The following is a 21,984-nucleotide window of genomic DNA, read 5'->3' on the forward strand; positions in this document are numbered from 1 at the left end:
GAGCTTCATATGTACTTTTTGTGGAAGGTGGGATTCCGTCCCGGGGCGGGATATCCCTGTCCGCCATGGACTCCACGAAGACCGAGAACACCAGGGGCGCGCGCAGACTGCTCATCGCCGCCGGGGGCGGCGGTGACGCCATCACGGCCGCGATGGTCCACGCCGCCCTCTACGGCGCGGACACCCCGGCACTCGTCCTGACCTACGCCTGGGAGCGGCTGGTCGTCGACCCCGTCCCGGGTCCCCGGCGCACCACCGACTTCCACGGCACCGAGCCCGCCGCACCGGACCTCGCCCTGGTCACCCCCGCGACCCGGCCCGTCGCCCCGGCCGGCTCCCTGCTCCCGCGGCTGTCCGGCGAGCTGCGGCCGCGGCTCGGACTGCTGGACCCCTACGGCGGCGCGCTGGGCCTCGCCCGCCAGATCGCGGCGGCCGCCCGCTGGTGCCGGGCCGACCGGATCGACCTCGTCGACGTGGGCGGCGACATCGTGGCCCGGGGCGACGAGCCCACCCTGCGCAGCCCGCTCGGCGACGCCCTCGCGGTCGCCGCCTGCGCGGCCGCGGGACTGCCGACCGGCGTGTACGTGGCCGGGCCCGGGCTCGACAACGAGGTGCCCCCGCCCGACCTGCTGCCCCGGCTCGGCGAGCCCGCCTTCGCCCTCCGCGCCGGGCACACCGGGGTCGTGGCCGGGGTCTTCGACTGGCACCCCTCCGAGGCCGGCGCCCTGCTGGTGGCGGCCGCCCGCGGGGTGCGCGGGGTCTGCGGCACCCGGGACGCGCCGCGGCCCGTGCACCTGGACGCCCCGTCGGCCGGGGTCCACCGGCTCACCCTGGACCGCGTCCTCGCCCTCAGCCCCCTCGCCCGGGCGCTGGCCGGCACCGGCGGCCTGGAGGAGGCCGAGGAGGCCTCTCGCGCCGTGTGCGGCTTCTCGGAGATCGAACGCGAACGCCGCCGCGCGGCGGCCCTGCCCGCCGCCCCGCCCGCACCGCGCCCGGACCGGGACCCGGCCGCCGTCCGGGCCCGCTTCGAGGCCTGGGAGCGGGAGACGCTGGCGGACGGGGTCGCGTACGCCACCACCCGCCGGATCACCGAGGATCTGTACCTGAGCGCGGGGGAGGCACGGGACCTGTTCGCCGCCCTGGGCGACCGCCGGGCCGCGCCGCTGTGGCGGCTGGGTCCGGCCACCGGGCGGCCGGCGGCGGGACGGGGTGTCGGCGGGGGCCGCTAGGCTTCTCGGATGGCTCTTTCGGACGCTTCCCCCGAGATCTCGGACTCCCTGCAGGTACTCCACCGCGTATTCGGCTACAGCTCCTTCCGCGGCGAGCAGGAGCAGATCATCGAGCAGGTCGCCGGGGGCGGCGACGCCCTCGTGCTGATGCCGACCGGCGGCGGCAAGTCGCTCTGCTACCAGATCCCGGCGCTCGTCAGAGAGGGCACCGGCATCGTCATCTCGCCGCTGATCGCGCTGATGCAGGACCAGGTGGACGCGCTCACCGCCCTCGGGGTGCGGGCCGGGTTCCTGAACTCCACCCAGGACCCGTACCAGCGGCAGGCCGTAGAGCAGGCCTTCCTCGCCGACGAGCTGGACCTGCTCTACCTGGCCCCCGAGCGGCTGCGCACCGAGGGCACCCAGCGGCTGCTCGACCGGGGCAAGGTGTCCCTGTTCGCGATCGACGAGGCGCACTGCGTCGCCCAGTGGGGCCACGACTTCCGGCCGGACTACCTGGCCCTGTCGATGCTGCACGAGCGCTGGCCGAAGGTGCCGCGGATCGCCCTGACCGCGACCGCCACCGAGGCCACCCACGCCGAGATCGCGGCGCGGCTGGGCCTGGACGACGCCCGGCACTTCGTCGCCAGCTTCGACCGGCCGAACATCCAGTACCGCATCGTCGCCAAGGACAAGCCGCTGGCGCAGCTGCTGGAGCTGATCAGGTCCGAGCACGACGGCGACGCCGGAGTCGTCTACTGCCTGTCGCGGTCCTCGGTGGAGAAGACCGCCGCCTTCCTGGTGGAACAGGGCATCGACGCCGTGGCCTACCACGCCGGGATGGACGCCCGCACGCGCGCCGCGAACCAGGCGCGCTTCCTGCGGGAGGACGGGGTCGTGGTGGTGGCCACCATCGCCTTCGGCATGGGCATCGACAAGCCCGACGTGCGCTTCGTGGCCCACCTGGACCTGCCCAAGTCCGTCGAGGGCTACTACCAGGAGACCGGCCGCGCCGGCCGCGACGGCGAGCCGGCCACCGCCTGGCTCGCGTACGGCCTCCAGGACGTGGTCCAGCAGCGCAAGCTCATCGAGGGCTCCGAGGGCGACGAGAACCACCGCCGCTCCCTGGCCGCACACCTGGACGCCATGCTGGCGCTGTGCGAGACCGTCGACTGCCGCCGGGTCCGGCTGCTCGCGTACTTCGGGCAGGCGGGCGAGCCCTGCGGCAACTGCGACACCTGCCTGACGCCCGCCGAGTCCTGGGACGGGACCGTCGCCGCGCAGAAGCTGCTGTCCACGGTGTGGCGGCTGGCACGGGAGCGGCGCCAGAAGTTCGGCGCCGGGCAGATCATCGACATCCTCCAGGGCAAGAAGACCGCCAAGGTCATCCAGTTCGACCACGACGCCCTGTCGGTGTTCGGCGTCGGCTCGGACCTGAGCACCGGAGAATGGCGCGGGGTCGTGCGCCAGCTGCTGGCGCTGGGACTGCTGGCGGTGGAGGGCGACTACGGCACCCTCGTGCTGACGGACGCGAGCGGCGAGGTGCTGGGCGGGCGCCGCACCGTCCAGATGCGCAAGGAGAAGGCGCCGGCCGCCGCCTCCCGGAAGAAGGAGCCCGGCTCGCGCTCCGGCAAGAGCGCCCGGGTGCCGGTCGACCTGCCCGCCGCCGCGGTGCCGGTCTTCGAGGCCCTGCGCGCCTGGCGGGCCGCGACGGCGCGCGAGCAGGGCGTCCCGGCGTACGTCGTCTTCCACGACGCCACGCTGCGGGAGATCGCGACGAGCCTGCCCGGCACGGTCGGGGAACTGTCCGGGGTGGGCGGCGTCGGCGAGGCCAAGCTCGCCAAGTACGGCGAGGGCGTCATCGGGGCCCTGGCCGGGTTCACGGCCACCGCGGCCCCGGCCGGCGCCGGAGCGGAACCCCCGCCGGCCCACGAGCCGCCGCACGAGGACGAACCGCCCTTCGACCTGGACGAGGACCCGCCCTGGGACGACTGGCAGTAGGTTCCGCCGATCCGGAACGGGATCGTCAGGCCCGCGTCAAAGATCGGTCTCCTTGTGCAAAGGGCGCGTCAGGAAGTACGCCCAGGGGAGTCGGCCGGGCACAGACTGGTGGTGCGACGGAGCCGGACGACGGCCGGCGGCACACCGACCGGAGCACGGTCCCACCGTGGGGGTAAGGACCGGGCGACGCGGGCGCGTGCCGCCTCCGTTCGCACAGCACGGGCCGTCCCGGCCTCCGGTGTGGGGATACCGGTGCCCGGACGGCCCGCGTGCTGCCGGGGGGCCCGCTCAGGCGCCGACGTAGGCCGCGAGGTGCTCGGCGGTGAGGGTGGAGCCGTCGGCGACGAGGTCGGCGGGCGTGCCCTCGAACACGATCCGGCCTCCGTCGTGCCCGGCACCCGGCCCGAGGTCGATGATCCAGTCCGCGTGCGCCATGACCGCCGGGTGGTGCTCGACGACCACGACCGACTTCCCCGAGTCGACCAGCCGGTCCAGCAGCCCGAGCAGCTGCTCCACGTCCGCGAGGTGCAGGCCGGTGGTCGGCTCGTCCAGGACGTACACCCCGCCCTTGTCCGCCATGTGGGTGGCCAGCTTCAGCCGCTGCCGCTCGCCGCCGGACAGCGTGGTGAGCGGCTGGCCGAGGGTGAGGTAGCCCAGCCCGACGTCCGCGAGCCGGCCCAGGACGCGGTGCGCGGCCGGGATGCGGGCCTCGCCGGAACCGAAGAACTCCTCCGCCTCGCGCACCGGCATCGCCAGCACCTCGCTGATGTCACGGCCCCCGAGGCGGTAGTCCAGCACCGACGCCTGGTAGCGCTTCCCCTCGCAGTCCTCACAGGTGGAGGAGACGCCCGCCATCATCCCCAGGTCCGTGAAGACCACTCCGGCGCCGTTGCAGGCCGGGCAGGCGCCCTCGGAATTGGCACTGAACAGGGCCGGCTTCACGCCGTTGGCCTTGGCGAACGCCGAACGGATCGGGTCGAGCAGCCCCGTGTACGTCGCCGGGTTGCTCCGGCGCGAGCCGCGGATCGGGCCCTGGCCGACGGAGACCACGCCCTCCTCCGCGGGGATCGAGCCGTGCACGAGCGAGCTCTTGCCGGAGCCGGCGACCCCGGTGACCACCACCAGCACCCCGAGCGGGACGTCCACGTCGACCGCGCGCAGGTTGTGCGCGTCCGCCCCGCGGATCTCCAGGGCGCCCGAGGGCGTCCGTACGGTCTTCTTCAGGCCGGTCCGGTCGCCCAGGTGGCGGCCGGTGACCGTGCCGGAGGCCCGCAGCCCCTCCACGGTGCCCTCGAAGCAGACCGTGCCGCCCGCGGTGCCCGCCCCGGGGCCGAGGTCGACGACGTGGTCGGCGATCGCGATCGTCTGCGGCTTGTGCTCCACGACCAGCACCGTGTTGCCCTTGTCGCGCAGCCGCAGCAGCAGGTCGTTCATCCGCTGGATGTCGTGGGGGTGCAGGCCCGTGGTGGGCTCGTCGAAGACGTAGGTCACGTCGGTGAGCGCCGAGCCGAGGTGGCGGACCATCTTGACGCGCTGCGCCTCGCCGCCCGAGAGCGTGCCCGCCGGGCGGTCGAGCGCGAGGTAGCCCAGGCCGATCTCCACGAAGGAGTCCAGGGTGTGCCGGAGCTTGTCCAGCAGCGGCGCCACCGAGGGCTCGTCCAGGCCGCGGACCCATGCGGCCAGGTCGCTGATCTGCATGGCGCAGGCGTCGGCGATGCTGATCCGCCCGATCTTCGACGCCCGGGCCTCCGCGGTGAGCCGGGTCCCTTCGCACTCGGGGCAGGTGGTGAAGGTCGTCGCCCGCTCCACGAACGCCCGGATGTGCGGCTGGAGCGCGTCGATGTCCTTGGACAGCATCGACTTCTGGATCTTCGGGATCAGGCCCTCGTAGGTGAGGTTGATGCCGTCGACCTTGATCTTGGTCGGCTCCTTGTGGAGGAGGTCGGCCAGCTCCCGCTCGCTGAACTCGCGGATCGGCTTGTCCGGGTCGAAGAAGCCGCAGCCGCCGAAGATCCGCCCGTACCAGCCGTCCATGCTGTAGCCGGGGATGGTGAGCGCGCCCTCGTTGAGGGACTTGGAGTCGTCGTAGAGCTGGGTCAGGTCGATGTCGGAGACGCTGCCGCGGCCCTCACAGCGCGGACACATGCCGCCGGTGCGGTTGAAGGTCGCCTTCACCGTCTTCCTGGAGCCCTTCTCGACGGTGATCGCCCCGCTCGCCCGGACCGAGGGCACGTTGAAGGCGTACGCGCCGGGCGGGCCGATGTGCGGATCGCCGAGGCGGCTGAAGAGGATGCGCAGCATCGCGTTGGCGTCGGTGGCGGTGCCGACCGTGGAGCGGGGGTCGGCGCCCATCCGCTGCTGGTCGACGATGATCGCCGTCGTCAGCCCTTCCAGCACGTCGGCCTCGGGCCGTGCCTGCGTGGGCATGAAGCCCTGGACGAAGGCGCTGTAGGTCTCGTTGATCATCCGCTGGGACTCCGCGGCGATCGTGTCGAACACCAGCGAGCTCTTCCCCGAGCCGGAGACGCCCGTGAACACCGTCAGCCGGCGCTTGGGGATCTCGATGCCGACGTCCTTGAGGTTGTTCACGCGCGCGCCGTGCACGCGGATCAGACCGTGGCTGTCGGCGATGTGGGGCGCGGGCGACCCCGTGTCCGTCCTCTTGGCCATGCTCTCCGTGTCTCCATCGCTCGGTCCGGCCCGTGCGGCGTGACCGCCGCACCGTACGGCAGCCACGCTATGCGGCGTCCGGGGTCCGGCGCTTCTCGAATCCTGATCCGTCCGCCGCTGCCCGCCCGGCACCCGGCGCTCGTTCCACTGCGCAAAGCCCGCCTGACCGGCGCAAACCGCAGGGCTTCTTCAAGCCAAACGGGCCGGTGCGACCCAAGGGTGCCTTGCGGGGGACCGGTACCCCGCGCGCTAGTGTGCGTACGTGAACTCTCATGTCGTCATAGGTTTCGGGCCCGCCGGGGCCGCCACCGCTCGGCTGCTCGCCGAACGGGGCCACTCAGTCAAGGTCGTCACCACCTCGGGCCGGGCCCCGGAGCCCGGCATCGAGCACGTCGCACTGGACGCCAGGGACAGCGGGCGGCTGACCGAGGTGGCGCGGGGCGCCGCCGCCCTCTACAACTGCGCCTCGCCGCCCTACCACCGCTGGGCCGCCGAATGGCCCGCGCTGGCCGCGTCGTTGTGCGCGGCCGCCGAGGCCACCGGTGCGGTCCTGGTCATGCTGGGCAACCTCTACGGGTACGGCCCGGTGGACGTCCCCATGACGGAGGAGCTGCCGCTCGCGGCGACCGGCCCCAAGGGGCGGGTCCGCGCGGCCGTCTGGGAGCGGGCGCGCGCACTCCACGAACAGGGCCGCCTCAAGGCCGTCGAGGTGCGGGCCTCGGACTTCTTCGGACCCGGCGTCACCGACGGCGGGCACCTGGCCGCCCGCGTGGTGCCCCCGCTGCTGCGCGGCAAGCCGGTCTCCACCCTCGGCGACCCGGACGCCCCGCACAGCTGGACCTACCTCCCCGACGTGGCCCGGGCCCTGGTTGAGGCCGCGGGCGAGGAGCGGGCCTGGGGCCGGGCCTGGCACGTGCCGACCGAACCCGCGCTGTCCGTGCGCGAGATGACCGGCCGGCTGGCCGCCGAGGCGGGAACCGGACCGGTCGCGGTGCGCGGACTGCCCCCGGCCGTCCTGGCCGTCGGCGGGCTCTTCTCGCCGCTGCTGCGCGAACTCAAGGAGATCCGCTACCAGTTCGACCGGCCGTTCGTCGTCGACGCGAGCGCCTGGGAAGCCGGGTTCGGTGTCCGGGCCACCCCCGTCGACGAGCAGGTGAAGGCGACCGTGGCATGGTGGCGCGAGCGCCTGGCGGCGGGCCGATGACCCCGCCGAACCCGCCTTCCCCGGTGACGCGCGACGACATCGCCGTCGTCGGCATGGCGTGCAGGTTCCCCGGCGCCCGCGACGTGAACCAGTACTGGCGGCTCCTGACGGACCCGGAGCCGCAGTTCGCCGGCATACCCGACTCGCGCTGGCGCGCCGCCGCCTTCCTCAGCGACGACTTCCGCGACACCTCGGCCGCCTACACGGACACCATGGCCCTGCTGCCGGACGTGGACCGGTTCGACGCCGCGCACTACGGCATCCCGCCGCGCCGGGCCAGGGCCATGGACCCCCAGCACCGGCTGCTGATCGACCTGGCCCGCGAGGCGGTCCAGGACGCGGGGTGGGAGGTGGACGGCTTCGACCGCGAGGAGACCTCGGTCATCACCGCGCTCACCGAGAGCGGCTACCGCCAGCTCAGCACCATGCGGCTGCGCATGCGCCAGCTGGCCGGCGGCGAGTTCGGCGCCCGGGCGGCCGACCCGCGCTGGCAGGACACGGTCCGCGCGGTCGACGGGCTGCACGGCACCTCCGCCGCCGGGCTCCTGCTCAACATGGGGCCGAACACCATCAGCTCGGTCTTCGACCTGCACGGCGAGAGCTACGCCCTGGACTCCGCCTGCTCCGGCGGCCTCATGGCCGTGGCCAACGCCGTGTACGCGCTGCGCGCGGGCCGCACCCGCATCGCGCTGGCCGGCGGCGCCCAGCTGGTGCTCACCCCCGACCTGCTGGTGGGCCTGTGCCGGATCGGCGCCATCTCGCGCAGCGGCCGGTGCCTGCCCTTCGGGGCGAAGGCCGACGGGTTCGTCCTCGGAGAGGGCGCCGGGATCCTGGTCCTGCGGCCCCTGTCCGACGCCCTGGCCGCCGGCGACCGCGTCTACGCGGTGATCCGGGGCATCGGCACGGCCAACGACGGGACCGTGCAGGGCGGCATGCACCCCCAGGCGTCCGGCCAGCTCCGCGCCCTGCGCCGCGCCTACCGGGACGCGGACCTGGCACCGGACACGGTGGGCTACCTGGAGGCGCACGGCACCGGCACCACGGTCGGCGACCCCGTCGAGCTCGCCGTACTGCGCGAACTGCGCGGCGAAGGCGCCCGTCCGGCCCATCTCGGCGCGGTGAAGGCGGTGGTCGGCCATTCCCTGAACTCCGCCGGCATGGCGGGGCTGATCAAGTCGGTGCTGGCCGTGCACCGCGGAGTCATCCCCCCGCAGCCGGAGTTCGAGCCGGCCGACCGCGCCCTGCTGGACTCCGCGCGGCTGACCGTCCCGACGGCACCGGTCCGCTGGCCGGAGAGCGGCGGACCGCGGCGGGCCGGGGTGAGCGCCTTCGGCTTCGGCGGCACCGGCGTCCACATGGTGGTGGAGCAGGCCCCCGGCCCGGCCGCGCCCGCCGCGCCGGGGGAGGGGCCGCACGTACTGGTGCTCAGCGCCCGCGACCGGGCGGGGCTGGCCCGCCACGCCCGGGAGCTGGCCCGGGTCATCGCCGAGGACCGGCCGGAGCCGGCCGCGGTGGCGGACACCCTGGCCCGCCGGGCCCCGCTCGGGGAACGCCTCACCCTGGTGGTGGAGGACGCCGCCGACGCCGTGGCGCGGCTGACGGAGGCCGCCGCCGGGCTGGAGGCGGGGCGTACGGAGGAACCCGGGGCGGAGCGGCCCGTGGTGCCCGGGCCGCGGGTACCGCCGTGCACGCTGCCGCCGAGCCCGCTCGCCCCGCGCCGCCACTGGGCCGTGGACGAGGCGGCGCGCGACGTGGCCGGCCCGGACGCGCCCGGGGACGCGTACGGGGCGGGGCGGCCCGGAGCCGTCCCGGCGGCCGCGTCCGGCGGCGGGTCCGTCGCCGCCATCGTGCTCGAAGAGGTCTCGCGGGCCGGTGTCTTCCCGCTCTCGGACCTGGGCACGGGGATGACGCTCGTGACCGACCTCGGCTTCGACTCCCTCATGCTCCAGGAGCTGGAGGTCAACATCGGCAAGCGCGTACCCGGCTTCCGTGCCGAGGAGCTGTTCACGCCCGGCCTGACCATCGGCCGGCTGATCGCCCAGGCCGCCGGGGAGGGGGCCCAGGACGCGTCGGCGGTCCCCGCGGCCCCTGCGGAATCGATTCTTCTCGGCGTGCCGCCGCAATGGAGCCCCGACTCCGCCAGTGTCGACGAGTTCCCCGAGGTGGCCCGGTTCGAGGAGCGGCTCGACGCGGTCGCCGGAAGCCCCTCGGGGTACCCGTACTTCCGGGTCCACGAGGGCACCGTCACCGACACCACGGTGATCGGCGGCCGCCCGTACCTGTCCTTCGGCAGCTACAACTACCTCGGCCTGTCCGGCCATCCGGCGGTCAACGCGGCCGTGCACGAGGCCGTGGACCGGTACGGGACCTCGGTCTCGGCGAGCCGGGTGCTCTCCGGCGAACGCGACCTGACCGTCCGGCTGGAGCGGGCGCTCACCGACTTCCTCGGTGTGGGGGACTGCCTCACGCTGGTCAGCGGCCACGCCACCAACGTCACCGCGATAGGCCACCTCGTCGGCCCCGGCGACCTCGTGGTCCACGACGCGCTCGCCCACGACAGCATCCTCCAGGGCTGCGCCCTGTCCGGAGCCGCCCGCCGCCCCTTCGCCCACAACGACACGGCCGGCCTTGAGCGGATGCTGAGGCTCAACCGGTCCCGGTTCCGGCGGGTCCTGATCGCCGTCGAGGGCGCGTACAGCATGGACGGGGACCTCGTCGACCTGCCCGCCGTGATCGAGCTGAAGAAGCGCTTCGGCGCCCTGCTGATGGTGGACGAGGCGCACAGCATCGGCACGGTGGGCGAACACGGCCGGGGCGTGGGCGAGTTCTACGGGGTCGACCGCTCCGACGTGGACCTGTGGATGGGCACCCTCTCCAAGGCCTTCGCCAGCTGCGGCGGATACCTCGGAGGCTCGGCCCGGATGGTGCGCTGGCTGCGCCACACGCTCCCCGGCTTCGTCTACAGCGTCGGCCTGACCCCGGCCAACGCGGCCGCGGCGCTGGCCGCCACCGAGCTGATGGCCGCGCAGCCGGAGCGGGTTTGGGCGCTGAGGCGCAACTCCGGGCTGTTCCTGGACCTCGCCGCCTCGGCCGGGCTGTCGACGGGCTCCAGCGCCGGCACTCCGATCGTGCCGTGCATCCTCGGGGACTCGGCCAAAACCCTGCGGGTCGCGCACGGGCTCTTCGAGCGGGGCGTCGTCGCCGATCCCATCTTCCACCCCGCGGTGGAGGAGGGGCTGTCGCGGCTGCGGTTCTTCATCACCAGCGAGCACCGCGAGGACGACATCAGGCGCGCCGTCGCCCTGCTGGCCGGGGAGGTGGCGTCCGCCGGGAGCTAAGCCCATCTCAGATCAGGGTGCGTTCGATGCGGCTGAGCGTGGCGCTCTTGGCCGGACGGTCGCCCGCACCCTCGTCGGCGTCGGCGGCGTGCTGGTCGGTGCCGCCGCCCATGCGCTGCGAGAGCAGGTAGGCGATGATCTCCGCCTCCTGTTCCTGGACGTCGTCGTAGGTCGCGCGCAGGAGCATGTCGCGCACGATGTCGGGGTCGAGGTCGGGGAACAGGAGGCGGGCGGCCGCCTCGTCCAGTCCGCCGGCCCCGCGGTGGCAGCAGATGATGTGGCCCAGCTCGTGCAAGATGATGTGCTCCTGATGCGCGCTGGTGGTGTTGGCGTCGTAGAAGATCAGGTCTTCGTCGCGGGCGGCGACCCACATGCCGCAGGGGTGCGACGAGGGCATCTGCATCGGGACCAGGATGATGGGGCGGTCGCGGACCTCGCCGAGGTGGCGGCAGAGCTCGGCGACGTCGGGGGCCTCGGGGAGGTCGAGTTCGGCGAGCCGGCGGGCTCCGGCCTTCCGCAGCTTCTTCAGCTGGCTGCGGCGGTCGTGGTCGGCGGCCCGCTCCTTCCAGACGCCCCTCATCCGGGGTCGTTGGAGTCGGTGACGGGGGGAAGGCCCTGCAACTGCCGGTACTGGTCCATGATGGCCGTGATCGCCGCGAGGTTCTCCTTCTTCATGCCCGCGGCCCGCATCGCCACGGCGCGGACACCGGACTGCCGCAGCGCCTCGATGGCGGCGACCTGGCTGAGCACGGACTCGGCGACCTTGTCGTCGAAGAAGTAGGCGACCGAGACGCCGAAGAAGCGGGCGAGGGCCGCCAGGAGGTCGGGAGAGGGGTTGGAGCGCTTGCCCGTCCGCAGCTGGGACAGGTACACGCCCCCGACCTTGAGTTCGGGGCTGGCCCGCTTGAGCTCCTCCGCGACCTCGGCGTTCGTCCAGTGCTTGCCCTTGGGGCGGACGGTCTTGAAGAGGTCGTCGAGGCGCGTTGCGAGCAGGGGCCGGTCGTCGGCCTCGGTCTCGGTGTCGGTCATGGTGATCCTTCCTCCCGTCACCTCCTCGGTATAGCCCTTGGCTATACGTCAGTTTCACAGATTAGCGGTCAGTTGACAATTGGGCTGGACTCCGCCAACGTTGGGTCTCGCCGATAGCTGGCAGTTAACTCGACTCACGGGGGTTTGTCGGTTGGCTCGCCGGTGAAAAACGGACTGGCCCGGCCCTCGGGGGATGGGCCGGGCCAGTCCGGGCGGTGACCGCCCGTCCCGCCCCGTGCGAGACGGGGGGTAACGGGGGAGCCACCCGCCCGGTTTGACGGGGGATGCAAACCGGGCGGGAGCTTCAACTCGCGGTGCCGAGCTTACTGTAGGCAGCCGCGACTTTGGTGAGCCATGCGACCTCCGCCGTGAAGTTGTCGGTGTCGCGGTCGTCGAAATCGCCGGCGTCCTTGTTGTCGTGAGGGACGGTGCCGTTCCGCTTCGCCAGCAGAGCCTGCTTGATCTGCGCCGCTTCCGTGAACGCCTGCCGGGACTCCTCGCTGGCGTCCTTGCCCGGACCCCCGGAACCGGGGGCGGTGCGGTCGATGTAGGGGCGCAGATCCCGCCACCCGTCGCGTATCTCCACGACCCGGCGGTGCAGTCGGTAGTCCATCTCGGAGACCGAGGCACCCGGCGGCTCCAGCGCGATGTCGGGGGAGGACTCGTACAGGTCCCGCCACAGCGGGTACAGCGCCCGGTAGGACCGGTAGCTGCGCGCCCAGTCCAGCAGCCTGGTGGCCGATGGGCCCCAGGAGGAGTTGGTCAGGCTCAGCGAGAGGATCACGATGCCCGTCGCGCTGAAGATGTTCGACGCGAGCTTCCAGACGCCGATGTCGATCCCCGCCGCCGACGTCAGGATGTTGACCGTCCTCGCCGAGCAGTACAGGAAGAGCACCACGGCGGCGACGCGCAGCATCCGCAGCGCCTGACGCAGCGAGGCGTTGTCGGTCATCTCGGCGTAGGGACCGCACTGGCGGAAGATCGTGACGCACGGGACCGCCTGCGACACGATGAAGGCCAGCAGGTACGTGAGCACCAGCGGCTGGCCGCTGCCCGTGTCGAAGTCGGAGGCCGGCCGGTTCGTGCCGTCCGCGAGCAGGAACAGCGCGACCAGCAGCACGTTCAGGGCGATGCCGGTGACCGTCCACCAGCGCGCCCTGCGCAGCGCGTCCTCGTCGGCGTCCGCCCACTTCAGCAGGATGATCTGCGAGCTCACGCAGAAGGCCACCGCCGCCAGGTGCATGAGGAGGATGGCGAGGTTGCCGACGCCGAGGACGCTGCCGCCGCCCATGGCGACCGCGCCCATCGTGAAGGTCAGGCACTGGAGCAGGAGGGTGGTGATCAGCGCGCGGTAGGCGCTGTCCCGCCAGCTGCGCCGTGCCTGGCACAGCCGGTAGACGAGCGCCGCGTACGACGACAGCGCCGCTATGACGAAGCAGAGGGTTCTGGTGGTGTTCACGTCCTGGATTTTCTGCGGGTGCCGCGTAGGGGGGGCGGACGGGTCAGGCGGTCTTCTCGGTCAGGGGGACGTCGAGTCCGACGCTCTCGGCCGCCACGGCGATCGCGTAGTCGAAGAAGGCGGCCTCGTCGCTGACGCTGTCATGGGTGCGGCTGAAGACCTGGAAGACCAGGAGGCCGATGAGGTTGCTCCACAGGACGATGCCGCGCTCGATGATGTCCGAGAACGGAGCCCCGGGCACACCGCCGAAGGCCGCCACGGCCTCGGGCAGCAGGAGCCCGCGGGCGGGCGGCGTCCGCCGGGGCGGGGTGAGTTCACCGGCCTCCAGGGCCGAGCGGATGACCCCGGCGAGCACCGCGGGCGTACGCGAGGCGGGCGGGACCGTGTCCTGCGGCGCGTGGTACCCCGGTACGGGCGATCCGTAGATCAGGGTGAACTCGGCCGGGTTCTCGAACGACCACCGCCGCAGCGCCCGCGTGGCCGCGAGCAGCCGCGCGCCGGCCGGGGCCCCTTCGGCCGCGGCGGCACCGTCGGCCCGCTCCATCGCGGCGCCGGACGCGTTGTACGCGTCGATGACCAGGGCGGTCAGCAGGTCGTCCCGGTGGGGGAAGACGGCCTCCACGTCGGTGACGGCGAGGCCGCTCTCGTGCGCCACGGCCTCCAGGGACAGCCCTGCGGCCCCCAGCTTCGCCAGCTGCGCACGCGCGGCGTCCAAGACCCGGGCGGCCTGGACCGTGCGTTCGGGATTCGAACTCGTTGCGGAAACGTCCATGCCGGAACCGTACCGGCCGGGAGCCGGCGGCCGTGAGCGCGGCCACCCGGATCCCGCGGCCGGGCGGCCCGTTCCGGCCACCGCCGGCCCCCGTCCGCCCCCGCCGCCCAGCGCCCCTTCGCGGGGTCCGGACAACGCGGGAGCGCCGGCCGGTCCTTCGTCCGTACGGCCGGAGGCCAGGCCCGGGCCGGGGGATCCGGAACATTGCGGGATGACACCCGTGCCGCCCTCGGGCAGCGGGTGTCGGGGAGCCCCCGGCCCGGGGCGGTCAGTCCCGCGCCGCCGGGGCCGTGCGGGCGAAGTGGCGGGCGGTGGGCACCAGGGCGGCCGCCGCCGGTACGAGGAAGCAGGCGGCGGCGCAGGCCGTGAGGACGGGCGTGACCCCGAAGGCGGCGATCGCCGGGGCGATCAGGGCCAGCCCGACCGGGGCCAGACCGTAGGACACGAGGAAGTCCAGCGAGGAGACGCGGGCCAGCTTGTCCGGGGCCACTTCGCGCTGGGTGGCCGTGAACCAGGGCACGTTGAACAGCTCTATCCCGGTCCCGGCGACGGCGTACGCGGCGACGACCACCGCCGGGTGCACGGGCAGTACGAGGCTCAGCGGCGCGAAGCCGTACGCCGCCAGCCCTGCGAAGGCGGCCCAGCCCTGCGAGCGCGGCCGCCGCCGGGCCATGAGCAGCGCCCCGGCGAGCGCGCCGACCGTGTAGGCGGTCATGGCCGCGGCCAGCACCCACTCGGTGCCGTAGCGGTCCCGGCTGATCAGGGGCAGGGCGACGCTGGTGGCGGAGTAGCCGAGCGAGATGACGCAGACGAGGGCGGTGAGTCCGGCCAGGAACCAGGGGTGCCGGCGCGCCTCGCGTATCCCCTCCAGGAACTCGGCGCGGAAGCCGGCGCGCGGTGCGGGACCGGCCGCCGCGGCCGGGGCGGCGGCGCCCCCGGCGGGGACGAGCGCGGCGACCAGCCAGAGCAGCCCGATGCCGAGGAGCAGCGTCCGGACGTCGAGGAAGGCGGCGAGCAGTGCCGTCAGGGCGGGGCCGGCGAGCGTGGAGGCGCGTACCGCGAGGGTCATGGCGGCGTTGGCCTGCTGCCGGCGCTCCGGGTCGACGGTCTCGGCGACGAGCGCCTGGAACGCCGGGCGGCAGGCGCCCTGTCCGGCACCGGCGAGGGCGGCGGCGGCCGTCATCAGCACGACGGAGCGGCCGAGTCCGGCGGCGAGCAGGGGCGCGGCGGCCCCCGCCGCGAGGGCCGACCAGAGGACGACCGCGCGGCGCGAATGCCGGTCGGCCAGTACGCCGCCCACGGCGACGGCGGCGAGGAAGCCGGCGGTGCGCGCGGCGAGGACCAGGCCGAGGCCGGCGGCTCCGAGGTCGCGGTGGAGCACGGCGAGCCCGAGGACGAAGGGCAGGGCCCAGGTCGCCAGGCCGGAGGCGGTGGTGCCCGCCCAGAGGCGCAGGAACGCGGGGTCGCGCAGGATCGAACGCGGGGGCGGGGCAGGGGACTTGGCGGCGGTCGGTGCGGGTGTGGTGGCCACGGGGCGGGTGCTCCTGGAGGGCGGGGAGGCGGTTCGGCGAACCACCCCCGAGGTGGTTAATGAAAATGATTGCCATTACAGTACCCTTCCATCGCGGCACTCCTGCCCGGTGCACGACAACGCCCGCCCCTGCCTCCCAGACCGGAGAACCCATGCGCCATCCCGCCCGCCCCGGCATCGCCCTGACCCTCGCGACCCTCGCCCTCGCCGCCGCCGGCTGCTCCACGGCGGGCGGCGGCGGCTCCGGGACGGCGGCCCCCGGCCCCGCCGCCGGAGCGGCCTCCGTCACCAGCTGCGGCAGCCCGCTGGCCTTCGCCGCGCCCCCGAAGCGGGCCGTCGCCCTGGACCAGGCCTCCACCGAGACCCTCCTCGAACTGGGCCTCCAGGACCGGATGGCCGGAACCGCCAACATCAAGACGAAGATCCCCCCGCAGTACGAGGCCGCGTACGCCAAGATCCCGGTCATCGCCCCCAAGATCGCCACCGGCGAGCAACTGCGAGCCGCCACACCCGACTTCGTCGTCGCCGGATCCGCCGACCTCTTCACCGCGGACCGCGCCGGAACCCGCGAGGAGCTGGCCGCCCTCAAGGTCCCCGCCTTCGTCAGCGCGGTGGACTGCCCCGAGCGGAACCCGGCCGGGAAGACCCCCTTCGAGCTGCTCTTCTCCGACTACGAGAGCCTCGGCCGCGTCTTCGGCGCCGAGGAGCGCGCGGGGAGGCTGGCCGCCGGCCAGCGGGACGCCGTCGCCAGGGCGGCGGAGACCGGAGCCAAGGTCCCCCAGGGTGCGGACCGGCCCACCGTGGTCTACCTCTACTCCGTCTTCAACGGCATGCCGTACGTGGCCGGGAAGAGCGGTCTGCCCAGCGAGATGAGCCGGATCGTCGGCGCGCGGAACGCCTTCGACGACGTCGACGGGGACTGGCCCGAGGTCTCCTGGGAGGAAGTCGCCAAGCGCGACCCGGACTTCATCGTGATCGGCGACCTCTCGGAGCGCGGGCGCCCCGGCGACAGCGCCGCCGAGAAGCGCGCCGTGATGGCGCGGCACCCGGTGGTGTCCCGGCTGGACGCGGTCCGGGACGGCCGGATCATCGAGGTGCCGGGCATCGAACTCGACCCCTCCGTGCGGTCGGTGCACGCCCTCGGGCTGCTGGCCGCCGGGATGAAGGACCTCGGGCATGTCCGCTGACCCGGGCCCGCGCGGCGGCGGCCCGGCGGACCTGCTGGTCCCGGCCGGCCCCCGGCCCGTGGCGGACCTGCTGCTCCCGGCGGCCCGCGAGCGGACGGTGCCCGACGGCTCCGGCTCCGCCGCCGTCCGGTCCGGCCCGGCCGCCGCACGGCCGCGCCGTACCCTCCGCCCCCTCCGCCCCCTCCACGCCCTCCGCGGCCTCATCGCCGCCGCCGTCCTGGCAGCCTCTCTGGCGGCGGCCGTGCGCACCGGCACCGCCGATGTCGGCTGGAGCGGCCTCGCCCGGGTCTTCGGGGCCCGGCTCGGTCTGGCCGTGGAGCCGCTGCCCCCGCTGCTGGACTCCCTCGTCTGGGACCTGCGGCTGCCGCGCGTGCTGATGGCCGCCCTCGTGGGCGCCTCGCTGGCCGTCTGCGGCGCGGTCCTCCAGGCCGTCACCCGCAACGCCCTGGCCGACCCCTACCTGCTGGGCGTCTCCTCGGGCGCCTCGGCGGGAGCCGTCACCGTCGTCGTGCTCGGGGTGGGCGCGGGCGCGCTCGGGGTCACCGGCGGGGCGCTCGCCGGAGCGCTGCTCGCCTTCGGGGCGCTCCTGCTGCTGCTCCGGCGCACCGGGCTGGACTCGGTCCGCATCGTGCTCACCGGTGTGGTCGTCGGTCAGCTCTTCACCGCGCTGACCTCGCTCGTCCTGATGGCCTCGGCGGACGCGGACACCACGCGGGCCGTCACCCACTGGCTGCTCGGCTCGATGGCGCCCGCCCGCTGGGACACCGTCGCGGTCTGCGCGGTCGTCACCCCGCTGGGCCTGGCGGCCGCCTGGCTCTGCTCGAACGCCCTCGACGGGCTCGCCTTCGGCAGCGACACCGCCGCCTCCCTCGGCATCGGCGTACGGCGCACCCGGCTGCTGCTGCTCGTGGTCACCGCCGCGCTGACCGCCGTGGCCGTGGCCACCGTCGGCGCCATCGGCTTCGTCGGGCTGATCGTCCCCCACGGGGTGCGGTTCCTCGCCGGCCCGCGGCACCGGGTGCTGCTGCCGTACGCGGCCCTGGCGGGCGCGGTGTTCCTGGTGTGGACGGACGCCCTGGCCCGGATCGCCTTCGCGCCCCGCGAGGTCCCCGTCGGCGTGATCACGGCCCTGCTCGGCGTGCCGCTCTTCCTCCTCGTCCTGCGCAGGAGGGGGGAGTTGTGAGGATCAGCGCCGAAGGGCTGAGCTGGTCGGTGGCGGGCGCGCCCGTCGTACGCGGCGTCAGTCTGGACGTCGCCCCCGGCGAGACGGTCGGCCTCCTGGGCCCCAACGGCTCCGGCAAGTCCTCGCTGCTGCGCTGCCTCGCCGGGCTGCGCACCCCCGACGCGGGCACCGTCCGGTACGACGGCGAGTGCGTGCGGGACTGGAGCGCGCGCCGGACCGCCCGGCACGTCGCCTTCGTCGGACAGGACGCGGCCGCCGACAGCGATCTGACGGTCGCCGACGTCGTCGGCCTCGGCCGGACCCCGTTCCGCGACCGCTGGCGCGGACCCGACGCCCGCGACCGGGCGGTGGTCGCCGCCGCGCTGGAACGCGTCGGGCTCACCGGCCTCGCCGGCCGCTCCTGGCGCGGCCTGTCGGGCGGCGAGCGGCAACGCGCCCACATCGCCCGCGCGCTGGCCCAGCAGCCGTACGGGCTGCTCCTGGACGAGCCCACCAACCACCTCGACGTCCGCCACCAGCTGGAGCTGATGGAGCTGCTCACCGGCACCGGCCGGACCGTCCTGGTCGCCCTGCACGACCTCTCGCTCGCCGCCCGGTACTGCGACCGGCTGCTGCTCCTGCACCACGGCCGCCTGACCGCCTCGGGCACCCCCGCCGCCGTGCTGACCCGCGAGCGGCTCGCCGAGGTCTTCGAAGTGGACGCCGAACTCACCACCGACGCCCTCGGCCACCCCGCCGTCGGCTACCGGGGACCCCTCCCCGCTCCACCCCGACCCACCCCCTGAAGAGGACACCCCATGCACAGCACCACCGGTACCCGCACCACCCCCGCCCCGGCCGTGGACGCGCTCGTCGAGGCCGTCCTCGCGGGCGGACACGGCCCGCTCCCCTCCGGGCTCACGGCCACCAGCGTCTTCTGGATCCACCACGGCACCCGGCTGGCCGGCGGCGACACGACCTACCTCAACCAGTACGTCCTGGTGCGCCTCGGCGCCGCCTTCGGCGGCTGCGCCTTCGAGGCCGGGCAGATCGACCCCGCGCTCTGCCGCGACTACTCCGGGGCCCCGCTCGACGTCCTGCTGCGCGACGCCCCGCGTCCGCTGCGGATCGCCGCACTCGACGCCTACCTCGGCGGGACGCGCCCGCACGCCGCGGCCGCGGCCGCGGGCGAAGCCGAACCCGTCGTCCTGCCCGCCGGCACCCCGGAGGTCCGGGCCGGGGCCAGGGACGCGGCCATCGCGGGTCTGCTCGACATCGAGGAGGGCGCCGCGGTCGGCCTCATCGGGGTGGTCAACCCGCTGGTCGCGGCGATCCGCGAGCGCGGGGGCGACCCGCTGCCCTGCGACTTCAACCTGAAGGCCACCCAGTGGGGCGACCCCGTCACCGACGACATGCACGAGGTGCTGGAGCGCGCCGACGCCGTCGTCGCCACCGGAATGACCCTGGGCAACGGCTCGTTCGACACCATCCTGGAGCGCTGCCGGTCCCGGGGCGTCCCGCTGGTCGTCTACGCGCAGAGCGGCAGCGCGGTGGCCCGGGCCTTCCTCGGCTCCGGGGTGACCTCCCTGTCCGCAGAACCGTTTCCCTTCTCCCAGTTCAGTGCCGGGGAGACCGTCCTGTACCGCTACCGGACGGCGGACCGCGCGTGATCCCCGCCGCCCGCACCGCCCCCGCCGCCCGTGCCGCCGCCCCCGGTGTCCTCCGCGCGGGCACCGGGCGCGCCCCCTGCCACCACGGCGAGATCCTCCAGGGCGTCTTCCTCGACGGCACCGGACGCCGCTGCGCCGGCCTGGTCACCCTGCCCATGGCCGGCCCCGGCAGCCGGGCCCGGTTCCACCCCCGGCCCGGCACGGCCCCGGCAGCCCTCACCGTCGTGCCCGCCGGCCGGACCAAGGCCGCGCGGGCCGCCGCCCTCGCGGTCGCGGAGTGCGCGCGGCGGTCCGGCCGGCCGCCCTGCGGCGGCGAGCTGCGGCTCACCGGCGGCATCCCGGTGGGCCTGGGCATGGGCAGCTCCACCAGCGACGTGATCGCCGCCGTGCGCGCGGTCGCCGACGGGTACGGGCTGCGGCTGCCACCGGACACGGTCGCCCGGCTGGCCGTACGCGCGGAACTGGCCTGCGACCCGCTGATGCTGGACGGCCGGCCGGTGCTCTTCGCCCAGCGCGAGGGCCGCGTCCTGGAGGTCCTCGGCCCGGCCCTGCCACCGCTGGTCGTGGTGGGCTGCGCCCTGGGCGGGGGCGCGCCCGTGGACACCCTTTCCCTGCCCGTACGCCCGCCCGACGAGGCCGGCGCGGACGAGGTACGGGCCTTCGAGCGGCTGCGCGCGCTGCTGCGCCGGGCGGTGGCCACGGGCGACGTACGGCTGCTCGGCGAGGTCGCCACCGCCAGCGCCCGGATCGGCCAACGCGTGCTGGCCCACCCGGAGTTCGACGCCCTCACCGCCGTCGCCCGGCGGGTCGGGGCGGCGGGCGTGCAGATCGCGCACAGCGGGGCCGTGGCGGGCCTGCTGTTCGACCCGGCCGCGCCCGGCCTGCGGCACCGGGTGCGCTCCTGCCTGCGCGCCCTGGACGCCCACGGCATCCCCGCCACCCGGACCTTCACCACCACCGAGGAGATCCCCCATGGACCAGCACATCGCGGAGGCGGTCGGCCGGCCGGACCTGGTACGCCTCGACGACCGGCTCGTATGCCTGCGCTTTGAGACGATGAAGGCGGTCTCCGCCCTCGCGGCGGTGCGCCACCTGCTGGACACCGGCGCCGTGCGGCGCGGTGACACCCTGCTGGACAGCTCCAGCGGGATCTACGCGTACGCCCTCGCCCTGGCCTGCCACCGGTACGGCATGCGCTGCCACATCGTCGGCTCGACGACGGTGGACCGCACCCTCGGCGTCCAGCTCGCCGTGCTCGGCGCGACGCTGGAGCGGATGGAGCCGTGCAGCGACCTCAAGCTCGACCAGAAGCGGCGGGTCGAGCGGATCCACGAGATCCTCGCCGAACACCCCGAGTACCACTGGATGCGCCAGTACCACGACGACGTCCACTACCTCGGCTACCGGGCCGTCGCCGACCGGATCCGGGAGGCGGTCGGCGACGGCCCGCTCGCCCTCGTCGGCGGAGTCGGCTCGGGGGCCTCCACCGGCGCCCTCGCCCGCTACCTGCGCGCCGCTCCGGGCGGCGGCGCGGACGTGGAGCTGGTCGGGGTACAGCCGTACGGCAGCGTCACCTTCGGCGCGGAGCACGTCAGCGACCCCGAGATCATCATCGCGGGCATCGGCAGCTCCATCCCCTTCGGCAACGTGGCGCACGAGCTGTACGACACCCTGCACTGGATCTCCTTCGACGCGGCCCTCGCCGGCGGCGTCGACCTGCTGCGCCGGCACGCGGTCTTCGCGGGGCTGTCCACCGGCGCCGGCTACCTGGCGGCCCGCCACGAACTCGGGCGTGACCCGGAGCGGACCGTCGTCTTCGTCGCGGCCGACACCGGCCACCGCTACGTCGACTCCGTCTACGCCCGCCACCGCGAGGCCGCCCGCATCGGCGACCTCGTACCGCGCGAGGTCGCCGGCCCGGGCGAACTGTCCCTGCCCTGGTCCCGCATGCGCTGGAACCGCCGGGCGGACCCCCGGGGGCTCACGGCCGCCGGGTCAGGCAGCCGCCCATGGAGGTGACGTACTCGGTCGCGGGCAGCTCGCGCCCGTCCCCGGTCCGTACGCGCGTGACGGCCAGGCCGTGGTTGCGGCCGGTGGCGGTGTCGGCCGGTCCGGCCGGGACCGCCTCCTGCCGCACGATGTCGCCGGCGTCCAGCTCGCCGTTCATCATGTGCGCGGTGACGCCCGCTTCGGTATCCACGGATCGCTGCGCGGGCTGCGGTTCCGGGTGCCGGCGGGCCGGTTCGTGGCCATCGCCGCCTATCAGCCGCGCGCCGCGGCCGACCCCGCCTCGGTGCTGGCCCTGCGGGTGCCGCCGGGGCGCGTACGGGGGAGCGGTGCGGCTCGGCGGACCGGACATCGCGGGCCCGTCGGTGGAGGCGGTCCGGGAGCACCTGCTGGTGAACCCGTACGACGGGGAGATCCTCGCGGGCACCCTCCGTACGAACCGGACCGACCTGCGCCCCCGCGCCCCCGCCGAGTCGATGGACGCCTGACCGGGGGGAGTCCCGCCCTTCACCGGGCGCACCAACGGCCGCTGCCCGACCATGGACCTGGACCTGGACCGCCCGGCCGCCCGCGAACCGGGCGTCCGGCGCGGCCCCGGCCCGTTTGCGGGTCCGCAGGGGCGGCGGGGTCCCGGGAACGCGCCGGGGCCCGGGGGGGGGGGTGTGTGTGCCCCTCGCCCTGGAGGGGCGGTGCCCAGCAGAAGCCGCTTCCCGCGGCGGGGGGGCCCCTAGCCCGAAGCGTCCCCA

General features: G+C 74.6%; 16 protein-coding genes and 2 pseudogenes. 11 read left to right on the top strand and 7 right to left on the bottom strand.

The window, feature by feature from the left end; all coding sequences use genetic code 11:
- The first annotated feature begins 65 nt into the window (after positions 1–65).
- Both ACZ7IF_RS03920 and recQ read left to right on the top strand, forming a co-directional pair.
- Complete coding sequence (locus tag ACZ7IF_RS03920; RefSeq protein ID WP_470962570.1) at positions 66–1,229, top strand: DUF1152 domain-containing protein; 1,164 nt, start codon at positions 66–68, stop codon at positions 1,227–1,229.
- A gap of 9 nt (positions 1,230–1,238) precedes the next feature.
- Positions 1,239–3,209, top strand: a complete 1,971-nt coding sequence (gene recQ, locus ACZ7IF_RS03925; RefSeq protein WP_470962573.1) for a DNA helicase RecQ — start codon at positions 1,239–1,241, stop codon at positions 3,207–3,209.
- 288 nt (positions 3,210–3,497) lie between these two features.
- Here the strand turns inward: recQ and ACZ7IF_RS03930 are convergent, their stop codons facing one another.
- Positions 3,498–5,879 (bottom strand): ATP-binding cassette domain-containing protein, encoded by a 2,382-nt coding sequence (locus ACZ7IF_RS03930; protein ID WP_470962576.1) that lies wholly within the window; start codon positions 5,877–5,879, stop codon positions 3,498–3,500.
- Between the two features lie 262 nt (positions 5,880–6,141).
- On the opposite strand from ACZ7IF_RS03930, the gene ACZ7IF_RS03935 reads away from it, so the two are divergent.
- Both ACZ7IF_RS03935 and ACZ7IF_RS03940 read left to right on the top strand, forming a co-directional pair.
- Positions 6,142–7,083, top strand: a complete 942-nt coding sequence (locus ACZ7IF_RS03935; protein ID WP_470962579.1) for an NAD-dependent epimerase/dehydratase family protein — start codon at positions 6,142–6,144, stop codon at positions 7,081–7,083.
- A 53-nt stretch (positions 7,084–7,136) separates the two neighbouring features.
- Positions 7,137–10,421: an aminotransferase class I/II-fold pyridoxal phosphate-dependent enzyme gene (locus ACZ7IF_RS03940; protein ID WP_470963474.1), complete on the top strand. Its 3,285-nt coding sequence runs from the start codon at positions 7,137–7,139 to the stop codon at positions 10,419–10,421.
- Between the two features lie 7 nt (positions 10,422–10,428).
- On the opposite strand, the gene ACZ7IF_RS03945 is transcribed toward ACZ7IF_RS03940, so the two are convergent.
- The 5 genes from ACZ7IF_RS03945 to ACZ7IF_RS03965 all read right to left on the bottom strand — a co-directional run bounded on the left by ACZ7IF_RS03945 (position 10,429) and on the right by ACZ7IF_RS03965 (position 15,212).
- Positions 10,429–11,001 carry a toxin gene (locus ACZ7IF_RS03945; RefSeq protein ID WP_470962582.1) on the bottom strand — a complete coding sequence of 191 codons (573 nt, stop codon included), beginning with the start codon at positions 10,999–11,001 and terminating at the stop codon, positions 10,429–10,431.
- Positions 10,998–11,450, bottom strand: coding sequence for a helix-turn-helix domain-containing protein (locus tag ACZ7IF_RS03950; protein WP_470962585.1), 453 nt, complete (start codon positions 11,448–11,450; stop codon positions 10,998–11,000). Before ACZ7IF_RS03950 ends, ACZ7IF_RS03945 begins: the two co-directional genes overlap by 4 nt.
- 304 nt (positions 11,451–11,754) lie before the next feature.
- Positions 11,755–12,909: an MAB_1171c family putative transporter gene (locus ACZ7IF_RS03955; protein WP_470962588.1), complete on the bottom strand. Its 1,155-nt coding sequence runs from the start codon at positions 12,907–12,909 to the stop codon at positions 11,755–11,757.
- Between the two features lie 43 nt (positions 12,910–12,952).
- Entirely contained in the window at positions 12,953–13,681 is a 729-nt protein-coding gene (locus tag ACZ7IF_RS03960; protein WP_470962591.1) for a TetR-like C-terminal domain-containing protein, read from the bottom strand.
- Positions 13,682–13,949: 268 nt separating this feature from the next.
- Positions 13,950–15,212, bottom strand: coding sequence for an MFS transporter (locus ACZ7IF_RS03965; RefSeq protein WP_470962594.1), 1,263 nt, complete (start codon positions 15,210–15,212; stop codon positions 13,950–13,952).
- Between the two features lie 152 nt (positions 15,213–15,364).
- On the opposite strand from ACZ7IF_RS03965, the gene ACZ7IF_RS03970 reads away from it, so the two are divergent.
- Genes ACZ7IF_RS03970 through ACZ7IF_RS03995 form a run of 6 tightly spaced genes read left to right on the top strand, consistent with a single transcriptional unit; the run spans position 15,365 to position 21,250 of the window.
- A complete protein-coding gene (locus tag ACZ7IF_RS03970; protein ID WP_470962597.1) occupies positions 15,365–16,399 on the top strand; it encodes an ABC transporter substrate-binding protein in 1,035 nt (344 codons plus the stop codon).
- Positions 16,389–17,582, top strand: a complete 1,194-nt coding sequence (locus tag ACZ7IF_RS03975) for a FecCD family ABC transporter permease (RefSeq protein ID WP_470962600.1) — start codon at positions 16,389–16,391, stop codon at positions 17,580–17,582. Before ACZ7IF_RS03970 ends, ACZ7IF_RS03975 begins: the two co-directional genes overlap by 11 nt.
- A complete protein-coding gene (locus tag ACZ7IF_RS03980) occupies positions 17,579–18,367 on the top strand; it encodes an ABC transporter ATP-binding protein (protein WP_470962603.1) in 789 nt (262 codons plus the stop codon). Before ACZ7IF_RS03975 ends, ACZ7IF_RS03980 begins: the two co-directional genes overlap by 4 nt.
- 12 nt (positions 18,368–18,379) lie before the next feature.
- A complete protein-coding gene (locus ACZ7IF_RS03985; RefSeq protein ID WP_470962606.1) occupies positions 18,380–19,231 on the top strand; it encodes a Rossmann-like domain-containing protein in 852 nt (283 codons plus the stop codon).
- Positions 19,228–20,283, top strand: coding sequence for a GHMP family kinase ATP-binding protein (locus ACZ7IF_RS03990; RefSeq protein ID WP_470962609.1), 1,056 nt, complete (start codon positions 19,228–19,230; stop codon positions 20,281–20,283). The genes ACZ7IF_RS03985 and ACZ7IF_RS03990 overlap by 4 nt, the downstream gene beginning before the upstream one ends.
- Positions 20,204–21,250, top strand: coding sequence for a pyridoxal-phosphate dependent enzyme (locus ACZ7IF_RS03995; protein WP_470962612.1), 1,047 nt, complete (start codon positions 20,204–20,206; stop codon positions 21,248–21,250). The genes ACZ7IF_RS03990 and ACZ7IF_RS03995 overlap by 80 nt, the downstream gene beginning before the upstream one ends.
- Here ACZ7IF_RS03995 and ACZ7IF_RS04000 read toward each other — a convergent pair.
- Positions 21,213–21,338, bottom strand: a pseudogene (locus ACZ7IF_RS04000) (methionyl-tRNA formyltransferase); the annotation flags it as partial. The gene ACZ7IF_RS03995 and the pseudogene ACZ7IF_RS04000 overlap by 38 nt on opposite strands.
- A gap of 90 nt (positions 21,339–21,428) precedes the next feature.
- On the opposite strand from ACZ7IF_RS04000, the pseudogene ACZ7IF_RS04005 reads away from it, so the two are divergent.
- Positions 21,429–21,678: pseudogene (locus ACZ7IF_RS04005) on the top strand (P-loop NTPase family protein); the annotation flags it as partial.
- Positions 21,679–21,984: the final 306 nt, after the last annotated feature.

The sequence above is a fragment of the Streptomyces sp. NPDC037421 genome (assembly GCF_055602105.1).

Coding starts and splice junctions, on each gene's coding strand:
- ACZ7IF_RS03970 (WP_470962597.1), top strand. CDS start 15,365: ATGCGCCATCCCGCCCGCCCCGGCATCGCCCTGACCCTCGCGACCCTC.
- ACZ7IF_RS03945 (WP_470962582.1), bottom strand. CDS start 11,001: ATGAGGGGCGTCTGGAAGGAGCGGGCCGCCGACCACGACCGCCGCAGC.
- ACZ7IF_RS03950 (WP_470962585.1), bottom strand. CDS start 11,450: ATGACCGACACCGAGACCGAGGCCGACGACCGGCCCCTGCTCGCAACG.
- ACZ7IF_RS03985 (WP_470962606.1), top strand. CDS start 18,380: ATGCACAGCACCACCGGTACCCGCACCACCCCCGCCCCGGCCGTGGAC.
- ACZ7IF_RS03975 (WP_470962600.1), top strand. CDS start 16,389: ATGTCCGCTGACCCGGGCCCGCGCGGCGGCGGCCCGGCGGACCTGCTG.
- ACZ7IF_RS03930 (WP_470962576.1), bottom strand. CDS start 5,879: ATGGCCAAGAGGACGGACACGGGGTCGCCCGCGCCCCACATCGCCGAC.
- recQ (WP_470962573.1), top strand. CDS start 1,239: ATGGCTCTTTCGGACGCTTCCCCCGAGATCTCGGACTCCCTGCAGGTA.
- ACZ7IF_RS03940 (WP_470963474.1), top strand. CDS start 7,137: ATGGCGTGCAGGTTCCCCGGCGCCCGCGACGTGAACCAGTACTGGCGG.
- ACZ7IF_RS03960 (WP_470962591.1), bottom strand. CDS start 13,681: ATGGACGTTTCCGCAACGAGTTCGAATCCCGAACGCACGGTCCAGGCC.
- ACZ7IF_RS03920 (WP_470962570.1), top strand. CDS start 66: ATGGACTCCACGAAGACCGAGAACACCAGGGGCGCGCGCAGACTGCTC.
- ACZ7IF_RS03995 (WP_470962612.1), top strand. CDS start 20,204: ATGGACCAGCACATCGCGGAGGCGGTCGGCCGGCCGGACCTGGTACGC.